The organism is Pseudoalteromonas sp. Hal040 (assembly GCF_037162425.1).
Taxonomy (GTDB): domain Bacteria; phylum Pseudomonadota; class Gammaproteobacteria; order Enterobacterales; family Alteromonadaceae; genus Pseudoalteromonas; species Pseudoalteromonas gelatinilytica.
This window is the reverse complement of record NZ_JARLUU010000001.1, coordinates 2682432-2705587: the sequence shown is the minus strand read 5'-3', so window position 1 is coordinate 2705587 and position 23156 is coordinate 2682432. Positions and strand designations below refer to the sequence as shown.

Below are 23156 nucleotides of genomic sequence, written 5' to 3'. Positions count from 1 at the left end.
CACAAACCCTTTGTGGTCTTTTTTTGCTTGATAGCCATCATTTTATGTTTTGCTTATCAGCATATTATCGCTCAGCTGTTGGCATGTTTATGCTGTCTTATCATCGCCGTTATTAGCTTTAAAAAAGTCCAACAGTCACAACCTGAAAAGGGTGTTGTCATCTTAGAGCAAACGGATCTTAGGTTTGCAAGCGACACAATTAACATGCAAGGCCAGATAACGGCTAAAAGTTATGTGTTTGCTAATTTTGTTGTGCTGAGGTTAGCTGGGTTTTATCAATCACACTGGCTGATTATAAGCGCAGCCAGTGTTGATGACGTGAGTTATTCGCGTTTAAAGCGCGCGATTATTGCAGTGCAGCAACCGAATTAGGGGTTAATATTGTCGGCGTTGGGTTTTCGTTTTGCTCAGGGTAATCAATCGTGTAATGAAGACCACGGCTTTCCTTACGCTCAAGGGCGTCGCGAATAATCAGCTCTGCAACCTGCACTAGGTTTCGAAGTTCTAATAAGTTATTTGTCACTCTAAAGTTCGCGTAATAGTCGTGAATTTCTTGCTGCAGTAACTCAACACGGTGAAGCGCACGCTCTAAACGTTTTGTTGAGCGTACAATACCCACGTAATCCCACATAAATAACCTTAGCTCATGCCAGTTGTGGGTAATAACGATTTCTTCGTCTGAGTTAGTTACGCGACTTTCATCCCATAGTGGCAGGGCTTCAAGTTCTGGGCTTGCATCGATTTTGCTTAAAATATCTTTCGCGGCAGCATGGGCAAACACGATACATTCGAGTAACGAATTACTCGCCATACGATTGGCGCCATGTAAACCTGTGTAAGCCACTTCGCCAACCGCATAAAGGTTGTCTAAATCTGTACGGCCGTTAAAGTCAGTCATAACACCGCCACAGGTATAGTGTGCAGCCGGCACCACAGGAATGGCTTCTTTCGTAATGTCGAGGCCAACACTTAAACATTTGGCGTAAATAGTCGGGAAGTGCTCAATGATAAAATCTTTATCTTTATGGCTAATATCCAGATACACGCAGTTAGCACCAAGGCGTTTCATTTCAAAATCGATAGCGCGAGCAACGATATCGCGAGGAGCAAGCTCTTCGCGCTCATCAAAGTCTTTCATAAAGCGAGTGCCATCAGGGCGTTTTAAATACGCACCTTCACCGCGCATTGCTTCTGTGATCAAAAAGTTTTGCAGCTCTGGGTGATATAAACTCGTCGGGTGGAATTGGTTAAATTCCATATTGGCAACACGGCACCCTGCACGCCATGCCATTGCAATGCCATCACCACTCGATACATCAGGGTTAGAGGTATATAAGTACACCTTGCTTGCGCCACCCGTTGCAAGTGATACAAACTTGGCAGCGATAGTTTCCACTTTTTTGTCAACACAGTTCCACACATATAAACCATGAATGTGTTTGCCTTTTTTACCTAGGCTTTTATCGCTGATCAAATCAATCGCATTATAGTTTTCTAATAGGGTGATATTAGGGTGTGCTTGCACTTGGCTAATTAAGGTTGTTTGCACAGCTCGGCCAGTTGCATCGGCAGCATGCAAAATACGGCGATGACTATGGCCACCTTCGCGAGTTAAATGAAAACGCTCTTTCCCTTTTGAATCAAATTCCATATCAAAAGGCACGCCTTGCTCAATCAGCCACTTTAAACATTTTTTAGCATTGCTCGCTGTGTAGTGAACCGCATCACGGTCACACAAGCCACCACCAGCATCGAGTGTATCTTCAACGTGAGACTCAATGCTGTCATTCTTTTTATCAAATACTGCTGCAATACCACCTTGAGCATATAAGGTAGAACCTTCGGTTAATGCGCCTTTACTAAGGACCGTCACTTTACAATGGTTAGCAAGCGATAAAGCAAGAGAAAGGCCTGCGGCGCCGCTGCCAATGATAGCGACATCAGTAATGTGATGTTTATTTTGGTTCATGTCTGTGGTCTTTGCGGTTACAATGCTCGGCTAGTAGTGCCAAAAGTTTGAGCAAATAAATTTTTATGTGGTATACGTATATGTACCATATTTGCTTTAACACTATTAGTCATTTTAATACGTTATACCAATCTTATTAGTTTTATCGTCACATAAACAGTTTATTGTGAGCTGTTTTGAGCTGTGAAGTTTACTGACGCTGTATTGAGATAACCGTTGATTTTTCAGCAGTTATTAGGATTGTCGTGTAATAAGATTGGTATGACTCAATTTATTTGCGTGCTATTTTATAAAAAAATCATTTTAAACTGAACTTTTATATTCATGGTGCAGTCAGAGTTTGTGTAAACAATGGCGAGTATATGAATAGCAAGCAAGAATCAAACAGAGGAGTACCGGCTCGAATGAGCGAGCAGGATTTGGATTTAGCGCTAGTTAAAAGGGTCCAGCAAGGAGATAAAAACGCCTTCAACCTATTAGTTAGAAAATATCAGAATAAAATTGCAGGTTTGATTTCACGTTATGTATCAAACCAAGGTGATGTTGCTGATGTCGCACAAGAAGCCTTTATTAAAGCCTACCGTGCATTGCCTAACTTTAGAGGGGATAGCGCCTTTTATACTTGGTTATACCGTATCGCCGTAAATTGTGCTAAAAATTACTTAGTTGCGCAGGGCCGTAAGCCCCCAGCTAACGATGTTGATGCTGAAGAAGCAGAATTTTATGACAGTGCAGATGCAATGCGTTCAAACGCATCGCCAGAAAACCTGTTATTAAGTGACGAAGTACGTGCTGTAATTTTTAATACGATTGATAGTTTGCCTGAAGATCTAAAAACCGCGATTACCCTTCGTGAAATTGAAGGTATGAGCTATGAAGAAATAGCCGTGGTTATGGATTGCCCTGTGGGAACGGTGCGTTCACGTATTTTCCGTGCCCGTGAGGCGATTGATAATAAATTGAATCCATTAATAGGTGAGTCTTAGTATGACAAAAGCAGACGTTAACAAGTTGGATAATGAGCAGTTATCCGCGTTACTTGACGGCGAGCAGCAGTTAACTGATCAAGCGATCACAAACGACGATGTGTCTACATTTGGTCGTTACGCAATGATTGGTGATGTAATGCGTGCTGAGGCAAATAATAACGCTTTTAACTTTGACATTGCAGATGCAGTGGCTGAAGCACTTGAGCAAGAACCTGTTTACGCTGATTTCGCGAATAAAACAACGGCACCAAAAAGCGAAGAAATCGTGGCGGCAACAGGCACAGATAACGTGGTAGCATTTAATTGGCGTCGTCCATTTGCCCAAGTGGCCATTGCTGCAAGCGTTGCTATGTTTGCGATTGTGGGCGTACAAACTTTGCCACAAAACACCGAAGCGCCACAAAATGACATTCCAACCTTACAAACAGTGCCGTTAACCGGTATGGCTTCTCCTGTAAGTTACTCATCTGAGCAACCTGCATTAGAAAACGCTCAGCAAGGTTTACGTGAATTACAACAGCAACGTATTGGTGCGTTAGTTCTTGAACACCAACGTCAAGCGCGTGTTGCATATTCGCTAGAAGAATCGCAAACTGCAGATAATGCAGAAGAGGAAAAAAACTAATTAAATGAAAGTTTTTACTTTTATTTTGTCGCTGGTATTAACGGCCCCTGCCATTGCCAGCGACGAAAATCCCGCCAAAACATTATTACATGATATGGCTACGGCCGTTCATACTCGCAATTTTGACGCATCGTTTGTGGTTGTAAAAGGCCAAGCGATGGAACCGTACCGCTGGCTACATGCAAAACAGGGTGATATTGAGCTAGAACATTTAAGTTTACTAAATGGTGCTGGTCTTGAAATGGTTCGCGTTGATGATCAAGTTACTTATTTTGAACCGCATTCAGAGCCTTACTCAGTTAAAACAGATTCTATTGCCGGACCTATTCCTGAAGTACTTTTTAAAGATATCGATAGATTAAGTGCCCATTATGATTTTGTTCTGGGTGGAAAAGGTCGTATTGCAGGGCGCTCTGCACAGTTAGTGCGTATCGAATCTAAAGATGAATACAAGTACAACTATTGGATTTGGCTCGATACTGAGTCTTCGTTGTTACTTAAATCAGCCTATGTAAATCACAAAGGTGAGATGCTAGAGCAATTACAGCTAACTCATATTAGCGTTACCGAGCAACCTGCGCCGATGTTAGTTGAGATGCAAAACCGTGAGTTTCCTGCGGTGCTTTCAACCAATGATATTGCCAGTGATAGCGACGGCGCAGCAAATGATTGGAAAATTGGCTGGCTCCCTGATGGCTTCAAACTGTTAAAATCAGACCGTCATAAACTCGACTTAAACAATGAACTTGCTGACTATTATTTATATTCGGATGGGTTTGTTGAAGTGTCTGTTTTTATTCAAAGACCACTACCAGGTAAGCGTGCAAGTGGCGCGTTATCATCGGGTGCAACAACGGTGTATGTGCATAATGGTGGTAGCTTTGATGTATCGGTTGTTGGTAATATCCCTGCTATGACAGCCAAAGCTATAGCTGAGTCGGTAGCGCGACCTCTTTAAATCATGATTGAACAAACACTCACTGTCGTGTCGGTTAAAGGCACGACAGCGAATTTAGAAGCCGAACAAAAGCAGGCCTGTGCCGGCTGTAATGGTCGCTGTGGTTCGCAAGTTTTTGCCAAACTGTTTGGTACAGCCAAAAAAACCTTCCCTTATACCTTTGATACAGAGCTACAAGTAGGTCAAAAAGTAACCTTGGCACTTGATGACAGCCATTTGGTCAAACATGCTATGGCTGTTTACATGTTGCCGCTATTATTCAGTTTGGGTTTTGCTTTAATCGCATTTGCGGCATTTTCGTTAACCGAAGGCTGGCAAATTTTAGCGGCCGTGATCGGCGGTTTAACAGGCTATGCATTAGCAAAATCAAGGGTTAAGAGCCTTAAACATGATATTAAAGTAATAAAAATTCACCCAATTACTATTCCTTTCACTCAAATAGATGGTGATTAAAGCCAATTAAATGTAAAATTGTCGCTTTATACACTTAGTCCATTTTATATAGAAGTTTAGAATCCAGTTTATGAAGCATATCCGTAATTTTTCGATCATCGCCCATATTGACCATGGTAAATCGACTCTCTCTGACCGTCTTATCCAAGTCTGTGGTGGTTTAACAGACCGTGAAATGCAGCAGCAGGTGTTAGACTCAATGGACATTGAGCGTGAGCGTGGTATTACCATCAAAGCGCAAAGTGTAACGCTAAATTATAAAGCGAAAGATGGCGAAACATACCAGTTAAACTTTATCGACACGCCAGGACACGTTGACTTCACTTATGAAGTTTCTCGTTCACTTGCAGCTTGTGAAGGTGCACTTTTAGTTGTTGATGCGGGTCAAGGTGTTGAAGCTCAAACTTTGGCTAACTGCTACACAGCAATCGAAATGGATTTAGAAGTTATTCCTGTTCTAAACAAAATCGACTTACCACAAGCCGATCCACTTCGTGTAGCTGAAGAAATTGAAGACATCATTGGTATTGATGCTCTAGATGCTGTGCAATGTAGTGCGAAAACAGGTATTGGTATCGAAGACGTACTTGAAATCATTGTTAAAGATATTCCGCCACCAGAAGGTGACAAAGATAAGCCACTACAAGCGCTTATTATTGACTCATGGTTTGACCCATACCAAGGCGTTGTATCACTAGTACGTATCAAACATGGTGAATTACGCTCGGGTGATAAAATTAAGATCATGTCGAATGAGCAGGTTCATATCGCAGATAAAGTGGGTATTTTCACACCAAAACAAACTAACACGGGTATCCTAAAAACCGGTGAAGTAGGCTTTGTTATTGCGGGTATTAAAGAAATCCATGGTGCACCAGTAGGTGATACCATCACTTTACAACGTAATTCTGCTCCTGAGCGTTTACCTGGCTTCCAACGCATTAAACCGCAGGTTTATGCAGGTATGTTCCCTATTTCATCAGATGACTATGAGTCTTTCCGTGATGCGCTTGATAAATTAAGCTTGAACGATGCGTCGTTATTCTTCGAGCCAGAAAACTCTACAGCACTAGGCTTTGGTTTCCGTTGTGGCTTCTTAGGTATGCTACACATGGAAATCATCCAAGAGCGTCTTGAGCGTGAATACGACATTGATCTTATTACAACAGCGCCAACAGTAATCTACGAAGTAGAAACAAAAGACGGAACTAAACAGATTGATAACCCGTCTGACTTACCACCGGTAAACAACATTATTGAAATCCGTGAGCCAATTGTTGAAGCTAACATATTAGTTCCACAAGAGTTTTTAGGTAACGTAATTACACTTTGTGTTGAAAAACGTGGTCTACAAACTAAAATGAGCTACCATGGTAAGCAAGTTGCGGTGACATACGAATTACCGATGGCTGAAGTAGTCATGGACTTCTTCGATAAGTTAAAATCAACAAGCCGTGGTTTTGCATCGCTTGATTATAACTTTAAGCATTTCCAAGCTTCAGACATGGTACGTGTTGATGTACTTATTAATGGTGAGCGTGTTGATGCGTTAGCGATTATCGTACACCGTGATATTGCTCAATCACGTGGTCGTCAGTTAGCTGAAGCACTGAAAGATCTAATTCCACGTCAGCAGTTTGATATTGCGATTCAAGCGGCAATTGGTCAGCATGTTATTGCTCGTACAACAGTTAAGCAATTACGTAAAAACGTAATCGCGAAATGTTACGGTGGTGACGTGAGCCGTAAGAAGAAACTGCTACAAAAACAAAAAGAAGGTAAAAAGCGAATGAAGCAACTAGGTAACGTTGAAGTACCTCAAGATGCATTCTTAGCTATCCTTAAAGTTGGTAAATAATTAGAAGTAAATAAAGGAATTAATGCATGGCGGGTTACTTTTCTACTTTCTTAGTGTTGCTAACGCTAGGCTCAGGATTAATTTGGTTAATCGACCACTTTATGTTTGCGCCAAAACGTCAGCAGCGCATTGCCCTTGCTCAAAATGCAGCAGGTGGTGAATTAGACGAAGAAACCGCAGCATTAATTGCGCCTGAGCCAAGTATCACTGAAACGGCTAAGTCAATTTTTCCGATGATTGCAGCGATTACGATTTTTCGCTCTTTCATTTTTGAACCGTTTCAAATTCCATCTGGCTCAATGATGCCAACCCTATTAGTGGGTGACTTCATTTTGGTACAGAAGTACTCATACGGCATCAAAGACCCAATTTGGCGCAGCCAGTTAGTTGATGTAAATGAACCTGAGCGTGGTGATATTGTGGTATTTAAATACCCATTAGACGAGCGTGTTGATTACATTAAACGTACGATTGGTTTACCGGGCGATAAAATTGTTTATCGCAATAAGCACCTTTATATTCAGCCAAAATGTGCAGAAGGTGTGACGCAGCAAGGTGATTTGCTGTGTAATGAATACAACAAAATTGATATGGAAATCCTCAATAGTGACGAGTTCAAGCAGGGTTCGATGAATTTAGTGCGCTTAGAAGAAAATCTAAGCACAGTGAATCATAATATTTTGATTAACCCGCAAGCTCCTGAAATGAAAGGCCGTTATTATCAACAACCGGGTACACGCTCAGACGAGTGGGTTGTTCCTGCCGATCATTATTTCATGATGGGTGATAACCGTGATAATAGCCAAGACAGTCGCTTTTGGGGCTTTGTACCAAAAGAAAACTTGGTAGGTAAAGCCGTCTTTATATGGATGAGTTTTGAATTTGAAAATGGCCCAGATGACTTTTTACCAGGCTGGGTTCCAACTGGTGTTCGTTTTGAACGCCTAGGTAATATTCAGTAACGATGAAAAAAACGTAACAGAGTTATACAACAAAATAGGTTATACATTTACTGATCAAGCTTTGCTTGAGCAGGCAATGACGCACCGCAGTCATAAAGGCCAACATAATGAGCGCTTAGAGTTTCTGGGCGATTCAATTTTGAGCTTTGTGATTGCGAATGCGCTTTATACTAAATTTCCAAAAGCACGCGAAGGTGATTTAAGCCGCATGCGTTCGACCCTAGTGCGAGGTCAAACCTTGGCTGAATTTGGCCTTGAGTTTGGCTTAGGCGATTACTTACGCTTAGGTCCGGGTGAGCTTAAAAGCGGCGGATTTCGCCGTGAATCAACCCTTGCTGATGCCGTAGAGGCGATTATTGGTGCGGTGTTCTTAGACTCAAACATTGAACAATGTGGTGAGTTAATTTTAAGTTGGTACGAGTCGCGTCTTGACGCAATTTCACCGGGCTTAAATCAAAAAGATCCGAAAACATTACTTCAAGAATACTTACAAGCGCGCAAATTATCGTTACCTGGCTACACTGTAATTGATACAAAAGGCCAAGCGCACAATCAAACATTCACGGTTGAATGTATTGTTGAAGGGATGGATAGCATTATCTCAGTAGGTAGCTCACGTCGTAAAGCTGAGCAAAAAGCCGCTGAAAAAGCCTTAAAGATACTTAAAAATGAATCTTGATGATTTAATTAGCAAAGAACCTGCAGAGCTAGATACGCACTGTGGGATGGTTGCCATTGTTGGCCGCCCAAATGTAGGTAAATCAACCTTACTTAACTATATTGTTGAGCAAAAGGTGTCTATTACTTCTCGTAAGCCACAAACTACACGTCACCGTATTATGGGTATTCATACCGAAGGTAAATACCAGGCTGTTTATGTGGATACACCAGGCTTACACGTAGAAGAAAAACGCGCAATTAACCGTTTAATGAACCGTGCTGCATCAAGCTCAATTGGCGATGTAGAACTGATTATCTTTGTGGTTGAAGGCACACACTGGAACGAAGACGATGAGATGGTACTGAACAAAGTACGTCAAAGTGGTCGCCCAGTGTTATTAGTTATGAATAAAATTGACCAAGTGAAAGACCGTGATTTAGTGCTTCCGCACATGCAGTTTTTGGGCAATAAGTTTGATTTTGTTGGTATTATTCCTGTTTCTGCGAAGCAAGGTAAAAATATTGAATTAATCAAACAAGAAGTAACCAAACGTCTGCCGCTTTGTGAGTTTTATTTCCCTGAAGATTACGTTACGGACCGCTCAATGCGTTTTATGGCGGCAGAAGTGATCCGTGAAAAGCTGATGCGCTTTATGGGCGATGAGTTACCGTACTCAGTGACCGTTGAGATCGAGCAGTTTAAATGGCAAGAAAACGGCGTTTGGCACATTAATGGTTTGATCCTCGTTGAGCGTGAAACGCAAAAGCGCATGGTGATCGGCAATAAAGGCGAAAAGCTAAAAGTCATTGGCCGTGAAGCCCGTAAAGACCTTGAAGGCATGCTTGATAACAAAGTGTTTTTAGAACTTTGGGTAAAAGTGAAATCAGGTTGGGCCGATGATGAGCGTGCACTACGTAGCCTTGGCTATGGTGAAGACTAAGTAAAGTCCTACACGCCATGGATAGCGAATTCTACACAGCATACTTGCTGCACCGACGTCCATTTAGTGACTCGCAAGTCATGCTTGATATGCTGGTAGAAGGCGTAGGTCAGCTAAGAATGCTGGCTCGAATTAGTGGCCGCCAGGCCACTAAACATAAAGCACAATTACAACCTTTCCAATCTCTGCTTGTACAATACAGCGGTAAGTCTGATTTAAAATACATCAATCGTTTTGAGCCCCATGGCGGGCAAACAATGTTAAAAGGCACCGAGCTCTATTGCGGCTTCTATATGAACGAATTAACCAATCGTATCGTACCTATCAATGAGCCGATGGAAAGCGTTTATCATTTGTATAAACAGCATCTTGACGAGTTATCATGCACTAAAAACCTACAAGCAGTGCTGCGTTCTTACGAGTTTCAACTTTTAGAGATGCTGGGTTATGGCGTTGATTTTAGCGTTGATGCCGAAGGGGATGAAATAAACGATGCAGCAAATTACCAGTACTTTGCTGAATACGGTTTTTTACTGCATGACGACCCTCATAGTGGTTTTTCAGGAAAGCAATTAAATGCCATAGCGGCTCATGACTTTAGCGCCCCTGATGTGTTATATATGGCAAAGCAATTAAGTCGATACCTACTCAAGCCTTTACTTGGCAAAAAGCCATTAAAAAGCCGTGAGTTATTTATTAAGTAGGCTGATGAACAGCCTTGAATCGTTGTTTTAAACAGGTAAAAAAATGAAAGATATTCTTCTTGGTGTAAACGTTGATCACATTGCCACTTTACGCCAAGCGCGTGGCACGAGTTACCCAGATCCTGCGCATGCTGCAGCTGTTGCAGAGCATGCTGGTGCAGATGGTATCACCATTCATTTGCGTGAAGACCGTCGTCACATTCAAGACCGCGACGTATATGTGATGGCAAAAACGATTCAAACACGTATGAATCTTGAGATTGCAGTGACCGATGAAATGATCGACATCGCCCTTGAAGTGAAACCTGCTTATGTTTGTTTAGTGCCTGAAAAGCGTGAAGAGCTTACCACTGAGGGTGGCCTTGATGTTGTGGGTAATTTTGAAAAAGTAAAAGCAGCTACAGAAAAGCTAACAGCAGCAGGAATTAAGGTTTCGTTATTCATTGATGCTGACAACGCGCAACTTGATGCTGCAAAAGCGTGTAATGCTCCATACGTTGAAATTCACACCGGTGCTTATGCTGATGCTGAAAATGATGAAGAGCTTCACACCGAGCTTGAGCGTATTCGTAGCGGCGTACAATATGCTGATAGCTTAGGTTTAATCGTTAATGCCGGCCACGGTCTTCATTATCACAATGTAAAACCCATTGCAGCCATGCCAGAAATTTATGAATTGAACATTGGTCATGCAATTATTGCCCGTGCAGCGATTGATGGTTTAGAAAAAGCAGTCAGCGATATGAAACGTTTAATGATTGAAGCAAGACTTTAAGCTGACGCCTTTAATAAGAATCAGCAAGCTTTGAATACTGAGCGCGGTGGATATTATATCCACCGCGTTTTTTATTTATTCAGGTAAACAATAAATTCTGAGAGGTAGGATGATAACAGTGGCGATAGGCAGAGTAGGGTCACTATGTAATGATGTTTTTTCTTAAAATTTTTCAAAACACCATCATCTATGGCCGACAATTCACCTTTCTTAACTGAATGAAACACAATTGAGTTAGGTTTTACTCCCATTAAACGGGCTTTATTCTCGTATTCTTGCCATTGCTCTGTGTAATTGGTTTTTACGTAATTATTAGCTTCAATACTTAGCTTTTTAAAGCGGAGAAAAAACCAAGAGAGTGAAATAGCGCTAAAGACAATAAGTAAGATAAAATACAAAGCAAGCTCCCTTTAATACTTCACCACGTGTGTACCCGTGGAATAAATAATATCGTTACTTGGGCATGAATAGTTAGGTTTTAGCTCTTTGCAAGATTGCTCAGGTGTGTCAAAACAAAAATCAAAGCGAGTTTGGGTTTTCACCGCTTTATCAGTAATATTTTTCGCCAGCTCATTCCAGTGCCAATTAGTGATTACATCTTTTGCTGCATTGGCAAATACAGGGTTAGTTGAGGCAACTACCTGAATATCTCTAATCTCATTTTGTGGCGTAATGACATACTCAATAGTTGCGCAACCTTCTTTTGCTTGGGTGACTGCTTTTTTTGGGTATCTGGCAGGAAAGCGTTCAAGCTGTTGCCATTTTGCTGACTCCATTTCATTATAGCTAACAGCTAAATCTGCATACTCTAATTTTACAGGTTTTTCTTCGATAGAAGTGCAACCAAAGACAAACAAACTGCCAGCTAGCATTAAATATTTTTTCATTAATATATTCCTTTATATAATTTATTGAGAGTTTTTTATCGTTGTTGCTCAACCATTCCCGCATCACTTAACAAATTATTCAGCTCATCAATTAGCTCAAATAATTCAGGTTCAATGTAATTTAAATCGCAATCGCTTTTTAATGCTGTTTCGAGGGTTTCTGCGAGGGATTTAAGTTTGGGTACGCCGGTGTAACAACATGCGCCATGGAACTTGTGGACTATGCTAAGTACATGTTCACAGTCTTCTTTTTCTATAGCTTCATTGAGTAGGCGTAAGGTTTCAGGCACGCTGAGTAATAACATATTGAGCATTTCAAGTGCTAGTTCTTCTTTTCCGCCTGCGCGTTGTAGTGCCAATTGCCAATCGAGGCGGGCACTTTCAAATGGAGGTTCAGAGTCAACTGCGGCAGTTTTGCTACGTTCACGATTAATCGGCGCTTGCGGGCTATGATCGCTAATTATTTGTTTTAGCATGTCTTCATCAATAGGCTTAGTTAAATAGCCTTTAAAGCCATCTTTAAGTAGTTGCTCTTTTTCACCTGCGAGGGCGTGAGCAGTAACCGCAATGATGGGGGTATCTTCATTGAGAGATGACTCGCGGATAAGTTTACATGCGGTAATACCATCCATAATTGGCATTTGGATATCCATGAAGATCAAGTCATATTTATGGCTTTTACTTAAGCTGTAAGCTTGTGAGCCGTTGTGTGCGGTATCCATTAGCTCAATTTGTTCTTCAAGCAAGGTGCAAATCAGTTTTAGGTTGGCATCGTTATCGTCAACAACCAGTACTTTTAGTGGTAATAATTTTTCATCACCTTGCTCAATGTTATGCACAGGGTGGTCAAGGCGGTAAGGCGCAGCAAGTACCTCGCACAATTTACGGTGGTTAAGCGGTTTACTTAAGCAAGCATCTGCTCCGCTACCGACAAAGGCTTCACGCATATTATGCGAAACCGTATTAAGCATTATGTATAAATAATCAGTGACAGGGCGCACTGCTTTTACATAACTCTTAAGTTGCTGCATATCGTCAATAGTGGCGGTGTGGCCAATAATACAAATATCGTAGCTGAAGTCTTTGTTGATCTCATTTAAGAAGCTTTCTTCATCTGTACAAGCGGTAACGCGAGTTTGCCATTCATGCAGTAGCGATAACGTTGCTTGATGGGTATGCTCATGAGGCTCAAGATACAAAATACGTTTATTGATCAGTGACTGAGTCGGTAAGTCACTAGTAATTGAGTTACTTGGCGTTCTGAATACGGCATTGAACGTAAAGCAGGTACCATTACCAGGTGCTGAGTTTAGAGTAATGCGGCCATTCATCGCTTCAACAATGTGTTTGGTGATGATTAAACCAAGACCTGTGCCACCAAATTTACGGGTGATACTGGAGTCTGCTTGGCCAAATGGCGTAAATAGCGCATCTTGTTTATCCATTGGGATGCCCACACCGGTGTCGGTGACAGACACCAAAATAGAAGCGCGCTCTTCATCTAATAAGCGGTAGCCAACATCAACCTTGATTGAGCCTTTTTCAGTAAATTTAATGGCATTACTTATAAGGTTTATCAAAATTTGTTTAAAGCGGGTCGGGTCGCCGGTTAGATTGTCTGGTACTTGTGGATGGATAAATATCGACAATTCAAGTTGTTTTTCGTGAGCACTTGGCGCCAACAAAGTCATTACTTCATTGATATTGTCACGTAGCTGAAACTGCATTGATTCAAGTTCCATGGCACCGGCTTCTAATTTCGAAAAGTCGAGAATATCACTGATAATCGTCATTAAGCTGTTAGCCGAAAGCTCGATGGTATCGAGATAATCTTTTTGATGCTTATTCAGCGGGGTTTTATAAAGCTGGCGCGTAAAGCCAATCACACCATTTAAAGGCGTTCGTAATTCGTGACTCATTTTAGCTAAGAAATCAGATTTAACTCGGTTCGCGTCTTGCGCGTCTTTTTTAGCGATACTTAACTGGATATTTTGGGTTTCGTATTGTTCGAGTGTTTCGCGATAATCTGAGGTTGCTTGGTCAATATGTTTTTGCATCTCATCACGTTGCACAACCATAGTTTCTGAAATGGTATTTAAACCTGTGCGTAAGAGCTCAAACTCGCCAAACATTTTTTGATCAAGCCCTGTGTCTACTTTACCTTCAATGAGTTTGTCGGTAGCGAGTACCAACTTATTAAGGGGCTGAATAAACATACGAGTCAATCTAAATGCTAGTACGGTCGCAAGTATTAGCGCGAGTAAAATTACCACGCCACTGACCAGTAAGGCTCGTTGCTGGCCAATGATGGCTTGTTGTTTGTTGAGCATGATCACCACAGTACCTAGCGAAGCTTGATAGCTGTGATGATTCCAAATCATGTCTTGGCGGCTATGATTAATTATCGCAGTAGAGAATGTAAGGTAATGCTCTGAATTTTGTACTTGAATGCCATCCATGCTGTTTGCATTGCTTTTGACAATTTCTTTGAATTCACTTTGGTATTTACTAAAAATCACCAATTCATTGTTTTCATCGAAAATAGCAATGGATTGAATAGCAGGGAGTGTTTGTTATGTGTATGACTCACTAAGCGAGTTAATAGGGCTTTATCACGCTTTATTAAAGGCTGCTCAACGGCAATGGCGAGGGGCTCAATAATGGTTACGCCCTGCTGATATAAAATTTCATCGAGCTCAATGTAACGATTTATTGTAAAATAACCGCCCAGCAACAAGCCTATGATCACAGTCGGTATAAGTGTAAGAGTTAAGACTGAGTCACGTAAGCCAAATTTAGTCATAAAGAATGTTGTTATCATTATTATCGTTGTTTAAGAGTATATACTTACTCCCGCTTTATCAATAATTAAGGTGTTGCCCGATGGCACAGATTTTCAAAGCCAAAAAAAATCCGTTTCGCAAAAAATGCTAACCCTCAATGTCACAGCTATGGACCACCAAGGACGAGGCGTTGCTAAGCAAGGAAATAAAGTCTGTTTTGTTAATGGTGCTTTGCCGGGTGAAGAAGTAAAAGCCTTGTTGATTGAAGATAAAGCACGTTTTGCCAGTGCAGATTGTAAAAAAGTGCTATCAGCCTCAGCGCATAGGGTTACACCTTTTTGCCAGCACTATCAGGTGTGTGGTGGCTGTCAGTTACAGCACCTTGATGCAAAGCAGCAACTCGTTGAGAAGCAAGCAGCGGTGAGTCAGCTATTTAGTAAATTTGCTAAAGCCGATGACTTAAATTGGCAAGCACCTTTGCTCAGTGATGAGCATCATTATCGTCGCTCTGCGCGTATTGCTGTAATGCACGACAAAGCCGCCAAAAAAATGCGCGTAGGGTATCGAGCTCAAGGCTCTAAGCAACTGGTTAGCATTGAGAACTGTGATGTACTTACTGGCACTTTTAGAGATGTTTTTTCGGTCTTTGATGTTCTTATCAACAGCCATTCAGGCCTGAGTAGTATTAGCCACTTACAATTATGCGAAGCTGATAATGCAGCCTTTGTGGTCATTAGGCACACGAAAGCTATTAATCAAGAGTTAAAAGCCATTGTCGTCGCGGCCTGTAATGAATATAGCTGGCGTGTTGTTTGGCAATCACAAAGCGGTGAAATTGATCACAGTGACCACCCAATGCCGTACTACCAAATACAAGATTATGATTTACGCTTTGAATTTGGCCTTGAAAACTTTATTCAGGTTAACCCGCAAGTGAATCAAGCCATGTTGCATCAAGCAAAACAATGGTTAGATTTACAAGGTCATGAGCAGGTACTGGATTTATTCTGTGGTATTGGTAACTTTTCATTATTGATTGCAAAGTATGCTAATTATGTTATTGGTGTTGAAGGGGGCGATTCTGCGGTTGCATTAGCAAAACAAAATGCGCAAACTAACTCATTGTCGAATACCGATTTTTATTGCTTTGATCTAACACAATCAATGCAATCAGCTGCTTGGTTTAGTGCCAAACTTGATGTGTTAGTGCTTGATCCATCACGTACTGGCGCAATGGCCATTTTAGAGCAGTTACCACTTACTCAGTTTAAAACGATTTTATACGTCTCTTGTGATCCTGTTACTTTAGCCCGTGACAGTGCAATTATTCTACAAGCAGGCTTTAGCATTGAAAAAATTGGGCTTATGAATATGTTCCCACATACCGGGCATATTGAAACGATGGCGTTATTTCACAGGAGGTAAAGCGCACATGGTAGCCACAAGACAGTCACATCAGCTAACAAAGCCGAGTGATTTTGCCAGCCGTATCGAGCTGTTAGCGCTAACAGAAGACAAACATACCTTATTAGAGCAGGCTCACCAATTGTGTCTGCATTGCGATGATGCAAAACGTGAAAACACAGCTATTGAAATGGTGGAGATTTTAGCTGAGCTTAATTTAGATGCAGACTCACTTGCGACAGCATTTTTAACGCCTTATTTTTTAGCTGAAAAAATCTCGATTGAGACAGTCACCGACAAGCTGGGCAATCATGTTGCGTTATTACTAACAGGCGTAAGCCAAATGGCCACCATTAGTACCTTAGCCCATCAAGGCAAAGGTACAGTGCAAATCGATAATATCCGCCGTATGTTACTAGCCATGGTTGAAGATGTGCGCGCCGTGGTGATCAAACTGGCAGAACAGGTCTGCCACTTACGTGATGTGAAAGACGCCAGTGAAGAAGAGCGCGTTATTGCCGCTAAAGAAACTCGCGATATTTTTGCACCCCTTGCTAACCGATTAGGCATTGGTCAGCTTAAATGGGAGCTTGAAGATCTTTCGTTCCGTTATCTGCACCCAGAGACTTATAAAAACATCGCCAAACAGCTAGATGATAAGCGCCTTGCTCGTGAAGCTTACATGGAAAACATGGTTGCTTTAGTCAAAGCACGCTTGGCTGAAGCAGGTATTGAAGGTGAGGTATATGGGCGACCAAAGCATATCTACAGCATTTACAAAAAAATGGCGCAGAAGAACTACGAGTTCGATCAGCTTTTCGATATTCGCGCTATGCGCATTGTGGTAGAGCGCCTACAAGATTGTTATGCGGCGTTAGGTATCGTGCATACCAATTGGCGTCATTTAAATAAAGAATTTGATGATTACATAGCAACACCAAAGCAAAACGGGTATCAGTCAATCCATACCGTGGTATTTGGCCCTGAAGGTAAAACCGTTGAAATTCAAATTCGTACGAGCGACATGCATCAAGATGCTGAGCTAGGTGTTGCTGCGCACTGGATGTATAAAGAAGGTGCATTGCCAGGACGTGGTTCAGGCTATGAGCAAAAAATTAGTTGGTTACGTAAGTTACTGCAATGGCAAGAAGAAGTTGTAGATGGCAGTGACTTAGCAGAAGAGCTTAAAAACCAAGTAGTTGAAGACCGTGTATATGTGTTCACGCCAAAAGGCGATATTTACGATTTGCCGCTGGGCGCGACACCGCTTGATTTTGCTTATTACATTCACTCAAATGTAGGGCATCGCTGTATTGGCGCAAAAGTGTTTGGCAAAATTGTCCCTTTCACTTATCAATTAAATACCGGCGATCAGGTTGAAATTTTAACTCAAAAGCAGCCTAATCCAAGCCGAGATTGGTTAAACCCATCGCTTGGTTATATTAAGTCATCGAGAGCTCGTTCTAAAATCCATCATTGGTTTAAGCAGCTTGATCGCGATAAAAACTTAAGTGCCGGTAAAGAGATTCTTGAAACTGAGCTGCAAAAACTAGATTTAACGACTAAAGATCTAGCGCCAGCTATTGAGCGTTTTAACCTTAAAGGCCTTGACGACCTTATGGTTGCGGTTGGTGCTGGAGATGTTCGCTTAAACCAGTTATTAAACTTTATTAGTGATCGTGACGATGACGAGCCGCAAATTAAGTTTAAAAAGCCAAAAAGTGTCTCTGGCGATAAGAACGGCATTGTTGTTGATGGGGTAGGTAGCTTAATGAGCCATGTTGCGAAGTGCTGCCGACCGGTGCCTGGCGATGAAATCATTGGCTATATCACCCAAGGGCGTGGTATTGCCGTTCACCGTGAAGATTGCGATTCGTTTGAAAAGCTTAAGAATAATCATCCTGAGCGGGTGATATCGGTAAGTTGGTCAGATGATATCAATGGCTCTTACTCATTAACGATAAAAGTAGAAGCAACGGATCGTTCAGGGCTTATTCGAGATATCAGCTCAGTACTTGCGAATGAAAAAGTGAATGTGCTGAACATGAACGTCAACACCGTTGAAGATAAACAGCTTGCACTGTTTTCAATGCAGGTTGAAGTACATGACTTATCAAGTACCAACCGCTTATTGTCGAAGCTACACCAAATAGAAGGTGTTCATGAAGCAAAGCGTGGTCATTCGTAATGGCTGATCAACACGCTATTGAGCAATCGCTTGCAATTATGGCCAAACTGCGGGACCCAGACTCTGGGTGCCCGTGGGATTTAAAGCAAGATTTTAAATCCATTGTGCCGCACACCCTTGAAGAGGCTTACGAAGTAGCAGACTGCATTGAAAAAGGTGAACTTACAGAGCTTAAAAGTGAGCTTGGTGATTTACTGTTTCAAGTTATTTTTTATACTCAACTTGCTAAAGAGCAGGGCTTATTTGATTTTGCCGATGTGGCCAATACGCTTAATGAAAAACTAGTCCGTCGTCATCCCCACGTCTTTGCAGAGCAAAGTGAACTGTCGGATGCAGAGCTTTCAGCGCAGTGGCAAGCTATAAAAGCACAAGAGCGAGCAGAAAAATCACCCTCGCTACAAATGAGCCTGTGGCAAGACATTCCGGATGCAATGCCGGGTCTTTCAAAAGCGAAGAAGATTCAACAGCGCGTAGCAAGCCTTGGTTTTGATTGGCCAAGTTATCATGGTGCACTTGATAAAGTTGCTGAAGAAGTCGACGAAGTAAAAGAAGCGCTGGCTCATGATCCATACTCAGAGCACAGTGCAGAAGAGCTTGGCGATTTACTGTTTGCAACGGTAAATGTAGCCCGTCATATTAAGCGCGATCCAGAGCAATTATTACGAAGTGCCAATGCTAAGTTCGCGTCACGCTTTGAAAAAGTGGCTGCTTACCTAGATGAACGTGGCCAAAGTTTAGAAACGGCTAGCCTCGAAGAAATGGACAACGCATGGGAAGCCATTAAAAAGCAGGCAAACTAAGTCAGTTATGATATAGCTTGGGTACAGTGTAACCAAGCTCGTTTTTTGTGCACTTATTTGCTAATTTTATCTGGATTGATAGCAGCCCCTTTGCTATAATATCGCCCCGTCTTGATTCTATATTATTCCTTTTAATTCCTGATATTCTAGGGTTCGCATGAGTACAAAATTTATCTTCGTAACTGGCGGGGTTGTTTCTTCGTTGGGTAAGGGTATTGCAGCAGCGTCATTAGCCGCTATTTTAGAAGCACGTGGTCTTAACGTGACTATTTTAAAGCTGGATCCTTACATTAACGTTGACCCAGGCACTATGAGCCCAATTCAGCACGGTGAAGTATTTGTAACTGAAGACGGTGCAGAGACTGACCTTGACTTAGGTCACTATGAGCGTTTCATCCGTACCAAGATGACTAGCCGCAACAACTTCACACAAGGTCGTGTTTATGAAGATGTATTACGACGTGAGCGTCGTGGTGAGTACCTTGGTGCAACAATTCAGGTTATTCCACACATCACAAATGACATTAAGCAACGTGTATACGACGGTGCTGAAGGTCGCGATGTAGCAATCGTTGAAATTGGCGGTACAGTTGGTGACATCGAGTCACAACCATTCTTAGAAGCAATTCGTCAGCTTGGCACTGAAATTGGCCGTGAGCGCGCATTGTTTATTCACCTAACGCTTGTGCCATTCTTAGGCCCTGCAGGTGAAGTTAAAACTAAGCCAACTCAACATTCTGTAAAAGAATTACGTTCAATTGGTATCCAACCAGATATCTTAATCTGTCGTTCTGATCGTAAATTACCAAATAACGAGCGCGCGAAAATCGCACTTTTCACTAACGTTGAAGAGAAAGCCGTTATTTCATTACCAGACGTAGAAAGCATCTATAAGATCCCTGCGTTACTTAAGTCACAAGAATTAGATAACTTCGTATGTCGTCGTTTCTACCTTGAGTGTCCTGAAGCAGATTTATCTGAGTGGGAGCAAGTGTTATATCAAGAGTCTAACCCGACAGGTGAAGTGACAATTGGTATGGTTGGTAAGTACATCGAACTACCAGATGCATATAAATCAGTAAACGAAGCATTAAAGCATGCAGGTCTGAAAAACCGTTTAACCGTGAACATCGAATACGTTGATTCACAAGACTTAGAAAGCAAAGGTACAGAGTTACTGTCTCACCTTGATGCTATCTTAGTACCAGGTGGCTTCGGCGGCCGTGGTGTTGAAGGTAAGATCTTAGCGGCTAAATATGCACGTGAAAATAAAGTTCCTTACTTAGGCATTTGTTTAGGTATGCAAGTAGCGCTTATTGAATATGCGCGTAACGTTGCAGGCCTTGAAGGTGCAAACTCAACTGAGTTTAACGCTAAATCAGCACACCCAGTTGTTGGTTTGATCACAGAATGGCAAGATGCTGACGGTAACGTTGAAGTGCGTGATGAGCAATCTGACCTAGGTGGTACTATGCGTTTAGGTGCACAAAAGTGTCATTTAACACCGGGTTCTAAAGTAAGCGAAGTGTACGGTAGCGATGAGATTGTTGAGCGTCACCGTCACCGTTACGAAGTGAATAATCACTACGTAGAGCAGCTTGAAAAAGCAGGTTTAAGTTTCACTGGTTTATCTGAAGATAAGAAACTAGTCGAAATTATTGAGAATAAAGATCACCCTTGGTTTATTGCCGCGCAATTCCACCCGGAATTCACGTCAACACCACGTGATGGTCACCCGCTGTTTGAAGGGTTTGTTGCAGCTGCACACACTCACCAAAAAGCGTCATCGTAATTTAAATAGGCCGTGCTTTATGCACGGCTTATTTGTTTTAATAAGCCAATGGCATTAAGGATAATTAATAAAATTGGCACAAACTCACCATTTTCGGGAAAAGAGGAATCAAGATGTCAGAAATCGTAAAAGTGATTGGTCGCGAAATCATGGACTCGCGTGGTAACCCAACTGTTGAAGCTGATGTACATTTAGCTGATGGTTCATGGGGCCGTGCTGCAGCACCATCTGGTGCATCAACAGGTACTCGCGAAGCGCTTGAATTACGTGATGGTGATAAAGCACGTTACCTAGGTAAAGGTGTTTTAAAAGCAGTAGGCTATATCAACAACGAAATCGCTGAAGCGCTTAAAGGTCAAAACGCAGTTGATCAAAAAGCGGTTGACCAAGTAATGCTTGACTTAGATGGTACTGAAAACAAAGAAAAACTAGGTGCTAACGCTATCTTAGCTGTGTCTTTAGCAACGGCTAAAGCGGCTGCAAACTCAAAAGGCGTAGAGCTTTATGAGCACATCGCAGACCTAAACGGCACGCCAGGTGTTTACTCAATGCCATTACCTATGATGAACATCATCAATGGTGGTGAGCACGCTGATAACTCTGTTGATATTCAAGAGTTCATGATCCAACCAGTGGGTGCTACAAACTTCCGTGAAGCGTTACGTATGGGCGCTGAAGTATTCCACAGCTTAGCAAAAGTACTTAAAGCTGAAGGTCACTCTACATCAGTAGGTGATGAAGGTGGTTTTGCTCCTAACCTTGAATCAAACGAAGCGGCACTTGCTGCAATCAAGGTAGCTGTTGCAAATGCAGGTTATGAGCTTGGTAAAGATATCACTCTAGCTCTAGACTGTGCTGCATCTGAGTTCTACGACAAAGAAGCGAATATCTACGACCTTAAAGGCGAAGGTAAAAAATTCACTTCTGAAGAATTCAACCATTTCCTTAAAGGCCTTACTGAGCAATATCCAATTGTTTCAATTGAAGACGGCTTAGATGAGTCTGATTGGGATGGTTTCGCACACCAAACACAACTAATTGGCGACAAAGTACAATTAGTAGGTGACGATTTGTTCGTAACTAACACGAAGATCTTAAAACGTGGTATTGATAACGGTATTGCTAACTCAATCCTAATCAAGTTCAACCAAATCGGTTCATTAACTGAAACGCTTGCTGCTATCAAAATGGCTAAAGACGCTGGCTTCACAGCTGTTATCTCACACCGTTCAGGTGAAACTGAAGATGCGACAATTGCTGATTTAGCAGTAGGTACTGCAGCTGGTCAAATCAAAACGGGTTCATTAAGCCGTTCTGACCGTATTGCTAAGTACAACCAATTACTTCGCATTGAAGAAGTATTAGGTGAAAAAGCACCTTACAACGGTCTTAAAGAGGTTAAAGGTCAGTAATCTGGCTTAGCTATCAAGACTCTAAAAACCTCCTTCGGGAGGTTTTTTTATAGCTGAAATTGTTTTTTTAGGATCTCGCCGGTGAAGCTGGTTTTTAGATAAAAGCCACGAGGTAAGGTTTGTACTATCTGACCATTCGGGCCAATTGCATCAGTCAGCGCTTTGCTATTGGCTGCTTTTGGCCTTATTTGCATTACATCGCCTAAATGACCCGAAATTTCATCTACGCGACCAAGGGCGATTAGCTCCATTTGTTCTTCCCAATCACGCTGTAAAAGGGCATCTTGCTCTGCACTTGGCTGCCATAAAAAACCGCTGCCTATGGTACGGTGAAAAGGCAGTATTTCGCGTTCGCCTAAAATCGGTAACCATAAAACATGATTTAATTTTTTACGAACCGTACTTTGCTGCCAAGTCATTCCGGTTACATTTAAAAGCGGCGTTACTGAAACAAAGGTTGTTTCGAGTGGTTTGCCTTTAAATGAAATAGGTAGCGTTTTTAACTCAATGCCTAATTCTTCAAAATCAGGTGTTGGCTTTGAACCTGCTGTTGCGCCAAGAACATATTCAATAAGTTGCCCAGTCCAGCCCTTTTCACGTAGTAAATCGTCAGGGGTTTTAAATTGATATTGCTCAGCTAATTGCCCTAAGGTGAGGCCGGCTATAGCATCAACACGTTGCATTAATTCGTTTACTGAGGCTGGTTTTATTGGTCGCATAAGGCGTTTATTTGATTGTCTAATTATCCGGTTCATGATAGCAAATGCGCGCCTTAGTGGATATCTTTGTGTTTGGGTGTTTTTTGCGCATGTTAAGTGTGAGCTAAAAATAACCAGTGTTACTTTTAATTGTTAAGTCCTAACTGATTGATATTAAATTAATTTAATGTTTTTTTATGGTGTTTCCATTTCATTAATTAATCAGTTGTTTGTATAAATACAGATATATGAACATGTTTATCCACAGTTTCTGTGGAGAAAGTGGATATTTCAACGG

The 23156-nt window shown here is 41.8% G+C and carries 20 protein-coding genes and 2 pseudogenes; 16 read left to right on the top strand and 6 right to left on the bottom strand.

Annotated elements, in window-relative coordinates:
• Positions 1 to 27 precede the first annotated feature (27 nt).
• A complete protein-coding gene (locus P4S60_RS12560; protein ID WP_337116152.1) occupies positions 28 to 372 on the top strand; it encodes a hypothetical protein in 345 nt (114 codons plus the stop codon).
• Here the strand turns inward: P4S60_RS12560 and nadB are convergent.
• Positions 347 to 1969 (bottom strand): L-aspartate oxidase, encoded by a 1623-nt coding sequence (gene nadB, locus P4S60_RS12555; protein WP_337116151.1) that lies wholly within the window; start codon positions 1967 to 1969, stop codon positions 347 to 349. The two genes, P4S60_RS12560 and nadB, sit on opposite strands and share 26 nt — an antisense overlap.
• A 404-nt stretch (positions 1970 to 2373) precedes the next feature.
• Here nadB and rpoE point away from each other — a divergent pair, with 404 nt between their 5' ends.
• From rpoE to pdxJ, 10 genes are all read left to right on the top strand, one after another.
• Complete coding sequence (gene rpoE / locus P4S60_RS12550) at positions 2374 to 2955, top strand: RNA polymerase sigma factor RpoE (RefSeq protein WP_036969086.1); 582 nt, start codon at positions 2374 to 2376, stop codon at positions 2953 to 2955.
• 1 nt (position 2956) lies between these two features.
• Positions 2957 to 3583 (top strand): sigma-E factor negative regulatory protein, encoded by a 627-nt coding sequence (locus P4S60_RS12545; protein WP_063706447.1) that lies wholly within the window; start codon positions 2957 to 2959, stop codon positions 3581 to 3583.
• A gap of 4 nt (positions 3584 to 3587) precedes the next feature.
• The gene (locus P4S60_RS12540; RefSeq protein ID WP_105175276.1) at positions 3588 to 4541 is read left to right on the top strand and encodes a MucB/RseB C-terminal domain-containing protein; all 954 of its coding nucleotides are present in this window, start codon (positions 3588 to 3590) and stop codon (positions 4539 to 4541) included.
• Positions 4542 to 4544: 3 nt separating this feature from the next.
• Positions 4545 to 4994, top strand: a complete 450-nt coding sequence (locus tag P4S60_RS12535) for a SoxR reducing system RseC family protein (protein WP_119853563.1) — start codon at positions 4545 to 4547, stop codon at positions 4992 to 4994.
• Positions 4995 to 5064: 70 nt separating this feature from the next.
• Positions 5065 to 6852, top strand: a complete 1788-nt coding sequence (gene lepA / locus P4S60_RS12530) for a translation elongation factor 4 (protein WP_337116150.1) — start codon at positions 5065 to 5067, stop codon at positions 6850 to 6852.
• 26 nt (positions 6853 to 6878) lie between these two features.
• The gene (lepB, locus tag P4S60_RS12525) at positions 6879 to 7814 is read left to right on the top strand and encodes a signal peptidase I (RefSeq protein WP_337116149.1); all 936 of its coding nucleotides are present in this window, start codon (positions 6879 to 6881) and stop codon (positions 7812 to 7814) included.
• Positions 7804 to 8493, top strand: coding sequence for a ribonuclease III (gene rnc / locus P4S60_RS12520; protein WP_337116861.1), 690 nt, complete (start codon positions 7804 to 7806; stop codon positions 8491 to 8493). The genes lepB and rnc overlap by 11 nt, the downstream gene beginning before the upstream one ends.
• Complete coding sequence (era, locus tag P4S60_RS12515) at positions 8483 to 9415, top strand: GTPase Era (protein WP_337116148.1); 933 nt, start codon at positions 8483 to 8485, stop codon at positions 9413 to 9415. Before rnc ends, era begins: the two co-directional genes overlap by 11 nt.
• Positions 9416 to 9432: 17 nt before the next feature.
• On the top strand, positions 9433 to 10119 hold the full coding sequence (gene recO / locus P4S60_RS12510; protein ID WP_337116147.1) for a DNA repair protein RecO: 687 nt from the start codon (positions 9433 to 9435) through the stop codon (positions 10117 to 10119).
• 43 nt (positions 10120 to 10162) lie between these two features.
• On the top strand, positions 10163 to 10894 hold the full coding sequence (gene pdxJ / locus P4S60_RS12505) for a pyridoxine 5'-phosphate synthase (RefSeq protein WP_054554340.1): 732 nt from the start codon (positions 10163 to 10165) through the stop codon (positions 10892 to 10894).
• 71 nt (positions 10895 to 10965) lie between these two features.
• Here pdxJ and P4S60_RS12500 read toward each other — a convergent pair whose 3' ends face one another.
• The 4 genes and pseudogenes from P4S60_RS12500 to P4S60_RS21545 form a co-directional block, all read right to left on the bottom strand.
• Positions 10966 to 11292, bottom strand: a complete 327-nt coding sequence (locus P4S60_RS12500) for a hypothetical protein (RefSeq protein WP_337116146.1) — start codon at positions 11290 to 11292, stop codon at positions 10966 to 10968.
• A 12-nt stretch (positions 11293 to 11304) separates the two neighbouring features.
• Positions 11305 to 11781, bottom strand: coding sequence for an energy transducer TonB (locus P4S60_RS12495; protein ID WP_337116145.1), 477 nt, complete (start codon positions 11779 to 11781; stop codon positions 11305 to 11307).
• 35 nt (positions 11782 to 11816) lie between these two features.
• On the bottom strand, positions 11817 to 14300 hold the full coding sequence (gene barA / locus P4S60_RS12490; protein ID WP_442961772.1) for a two-component sensor histidine kinase BarA: 2484 nt from the start codon (positions 14298 to 14300) through the stop codon (positions 11817 to 11819).
• Positions 14297 to 14584, bottom strand: a pseudogene (locus tag P4S60_RS21545) (two-component sensor histidine kinase BarA); the annotation flags it as partial. The pseudogene P4S60_RS21545 and the gene barA, both read right to left, overlap by 4 nt.
• An 80-nt stretch (positions 14585 to 14664) precedes the next feature.
• Between P4S60_RS21545 and rlmD the strand changes: the two are divergent.
• From rlmD to eno, 5 genes and pseudogenes are all read left to right on the top strand, one after another.
• Positions 14665 to 15989: pseudogene (gene rlmD / locus P4S60_RS12485) on the top strand (23S rRNA (uracil(1939)-C(5))-methyltransferase RlmD).
• A 7-nt stretch (positions 15990 to 15996) separates the two neighbouring features.
• Positions 15997 to 18156 carry a GTP diphosphokinase gene (gene relA / locus P4S60_RS12480; protein ID WP_337116144.1) on the top strand — a complete coding sequence of 720 codons (2160 nt, stop codon included), beginning with the start codon at positions 15997 to 15999 and terminating at the stop codon, positions 18154 to 18156.
• The gene (mazG, locus tag P4S60_RS12475) at positions 18156 to 18956 is read left to right on the top strand and encodes a nucleoside triphosphate pyrophosphohydrolase (RefSeq protein WP_337116143.1); all 801 of its coding nucleotides are present in this window, start codon (positions 18156 to 18158) and stop codon (positions 18954 to 18956) included. The genes relA and mazG overlap by 1 nt, the downstream gene beginning before the upstream one ends.
• A gap of 157 nt (positions 18957 to 19113) precedes the next feature.
• On the top strand, positions 19114 to 20748 hold the full coding sequence (locus P4S60_RS12470; RefSeq protein ID WP_063706470.1) for a CTP synthase: 1635 nt from the start codon (positions 19114 to 19116) through the stop codon (positions 20746 to 20748).
• A gap of 113 nt (positions 20749 to 20861) precedes the next feature.
• The gene (gene eno, locus P4S60_RS12465) at positions 20862 to 22160 is read left to right on the top strand and encodes a phosphopyruvate hydratase (protein WP_062566760.1); all 1299 of its coding nucleotides are present in this window, start codon (positions 20862 to 20864) and stop codon (positions 22158 to 22160) included.
• Positions 22161 to 22207: 47 nt separating this feature from the next.
• On the opposite strand, the gene mutH is transcribed toward eno, so the two are convergent.
• Entirely contained in the window at positions 22208 to 22879 is a 672-nt protein-coding gene (gene mutH, locus P4S60_RS12460; protein WP_337116142.1) for a DNA mismatch repair endonuclease MutH, read from the bottom strand.
• Between the last annotated feature and the right edge of the window lie 277 nt (positions 22880 to 23156).

What these genes read in the sequence shown, in the direction of transcription:
- nadB (WP_337116151.1), bottom strand. Translation starts at nt 1,969, where the DNA reads ATGAACCAAAATAAACATCACATTACTGATGTCGCTATCATTGGCAGC.
- rpoE (WP_036969086.1), top strand. Translation starts at nt 2,374, where the DNA reads ATGAGCGAGCAGGATTTGGATTTAGCGCTAGTTAAAAGGGTCCAGCAA.
- P4S60_RS12545 (WP_063706447.1), top strand. Translation starts at nt 2,957, where the DNA reads ATGACAAAAGCAGACGTTAACAAGTTGGATAATGAGCAGTTATCCGCG.
- P4S60_RS12540 (WP_105175276.1), top strand. Translation starts at nt 3,588, where the DNA reads ATGAAAGTTTTTACTTTTATTTTGTCGCTGGTATTAACGGCCCCTGCC.
- P4S60_RS12535 (WP_119853563.1), top strand. Translation starts at nt 4,545, where the DNA reads ATGATTGAACAAACACTCACTGTCGTGTCGGTTAAAGGCACGACAGCG.
- lepA (WP_337116150.1), top strand. Translation starts at nt 5,065, where the DNA reads ATGAAGCATATCCGTAATTTTTCGATCATCGCCCATATTGACCATGGT.
- lepB (WP_337116149.1), top strand. Translation starts at nt 6,879, where the DNA reads ATGGCGGGTTACTTTTCTACTTTCTTAGTGTTGCTAACGCTAGGCTCA.
- era (WP_337116148.1), top strand. Translation starts at nt 8,483, where the DNA reads ATGAATCTTGATGATTTAATTAGCAAAGAACCTGCAGAGCTAGATACG.
- recO (WP_337116147.1), top strand. Translation starts at nt 9,433, where the DNA reads ATGGATAGCGAATTCTACACAGCATACTTGCTGCACCGACGTCCATTT.
- pdxJ (WP_054554340.1), top strand. Translation starts at nt 10,163, where the DNA reads ATGAAAGATATTCTTCTTGGTGTAAACGTTGATCACATTGCCACTTTA.
- P4S60_RS12495 (WP_337116145.1), bottom strand. Translation starts at nt 11,781, where the DNA reads ATGAAAAAATATTTAATGCTAGCTGGCAGTTTGTTTGTCTTTGGTTGC.
- relA (WP_337116144.1), top strand. Translation starts at nt 15,997, where the DNA reads ATGGTAGCCACAAGACAGTCACATCAGCTAACAAAGCCGAGTGATTTT.
- mazG (WP_337116143.1), top strand. Translation starts at nt 18,156, where the DNA reads ATGGCTGATCAACACGCTATTGAGCAATCGCTTGCAATTATGGCCAAA.
- P4S60_RS12470 (WP_063706470.1), top strand. Translation starts at nt 19,114, where the DNA reads ATGAGTACAAAATTTATCTTCGTAACTGGCGGGGTTGTTTCTTCGTTG.
- eno (WP_062566760.1), top strand. Translation starts at nt 20,862, where the DNA reads ATGTCAGAAATCGTAAAAGTGATTGGTCGCGAAATCATGGACTCGCGT.
- mutH (WP_337116142.1), bottom strand. Translation starts at nt 22,879, where the DNA reads ATGCGACCAATAAAACCAGCCTCAGTAAACGAATTAATGCAACGTGTT.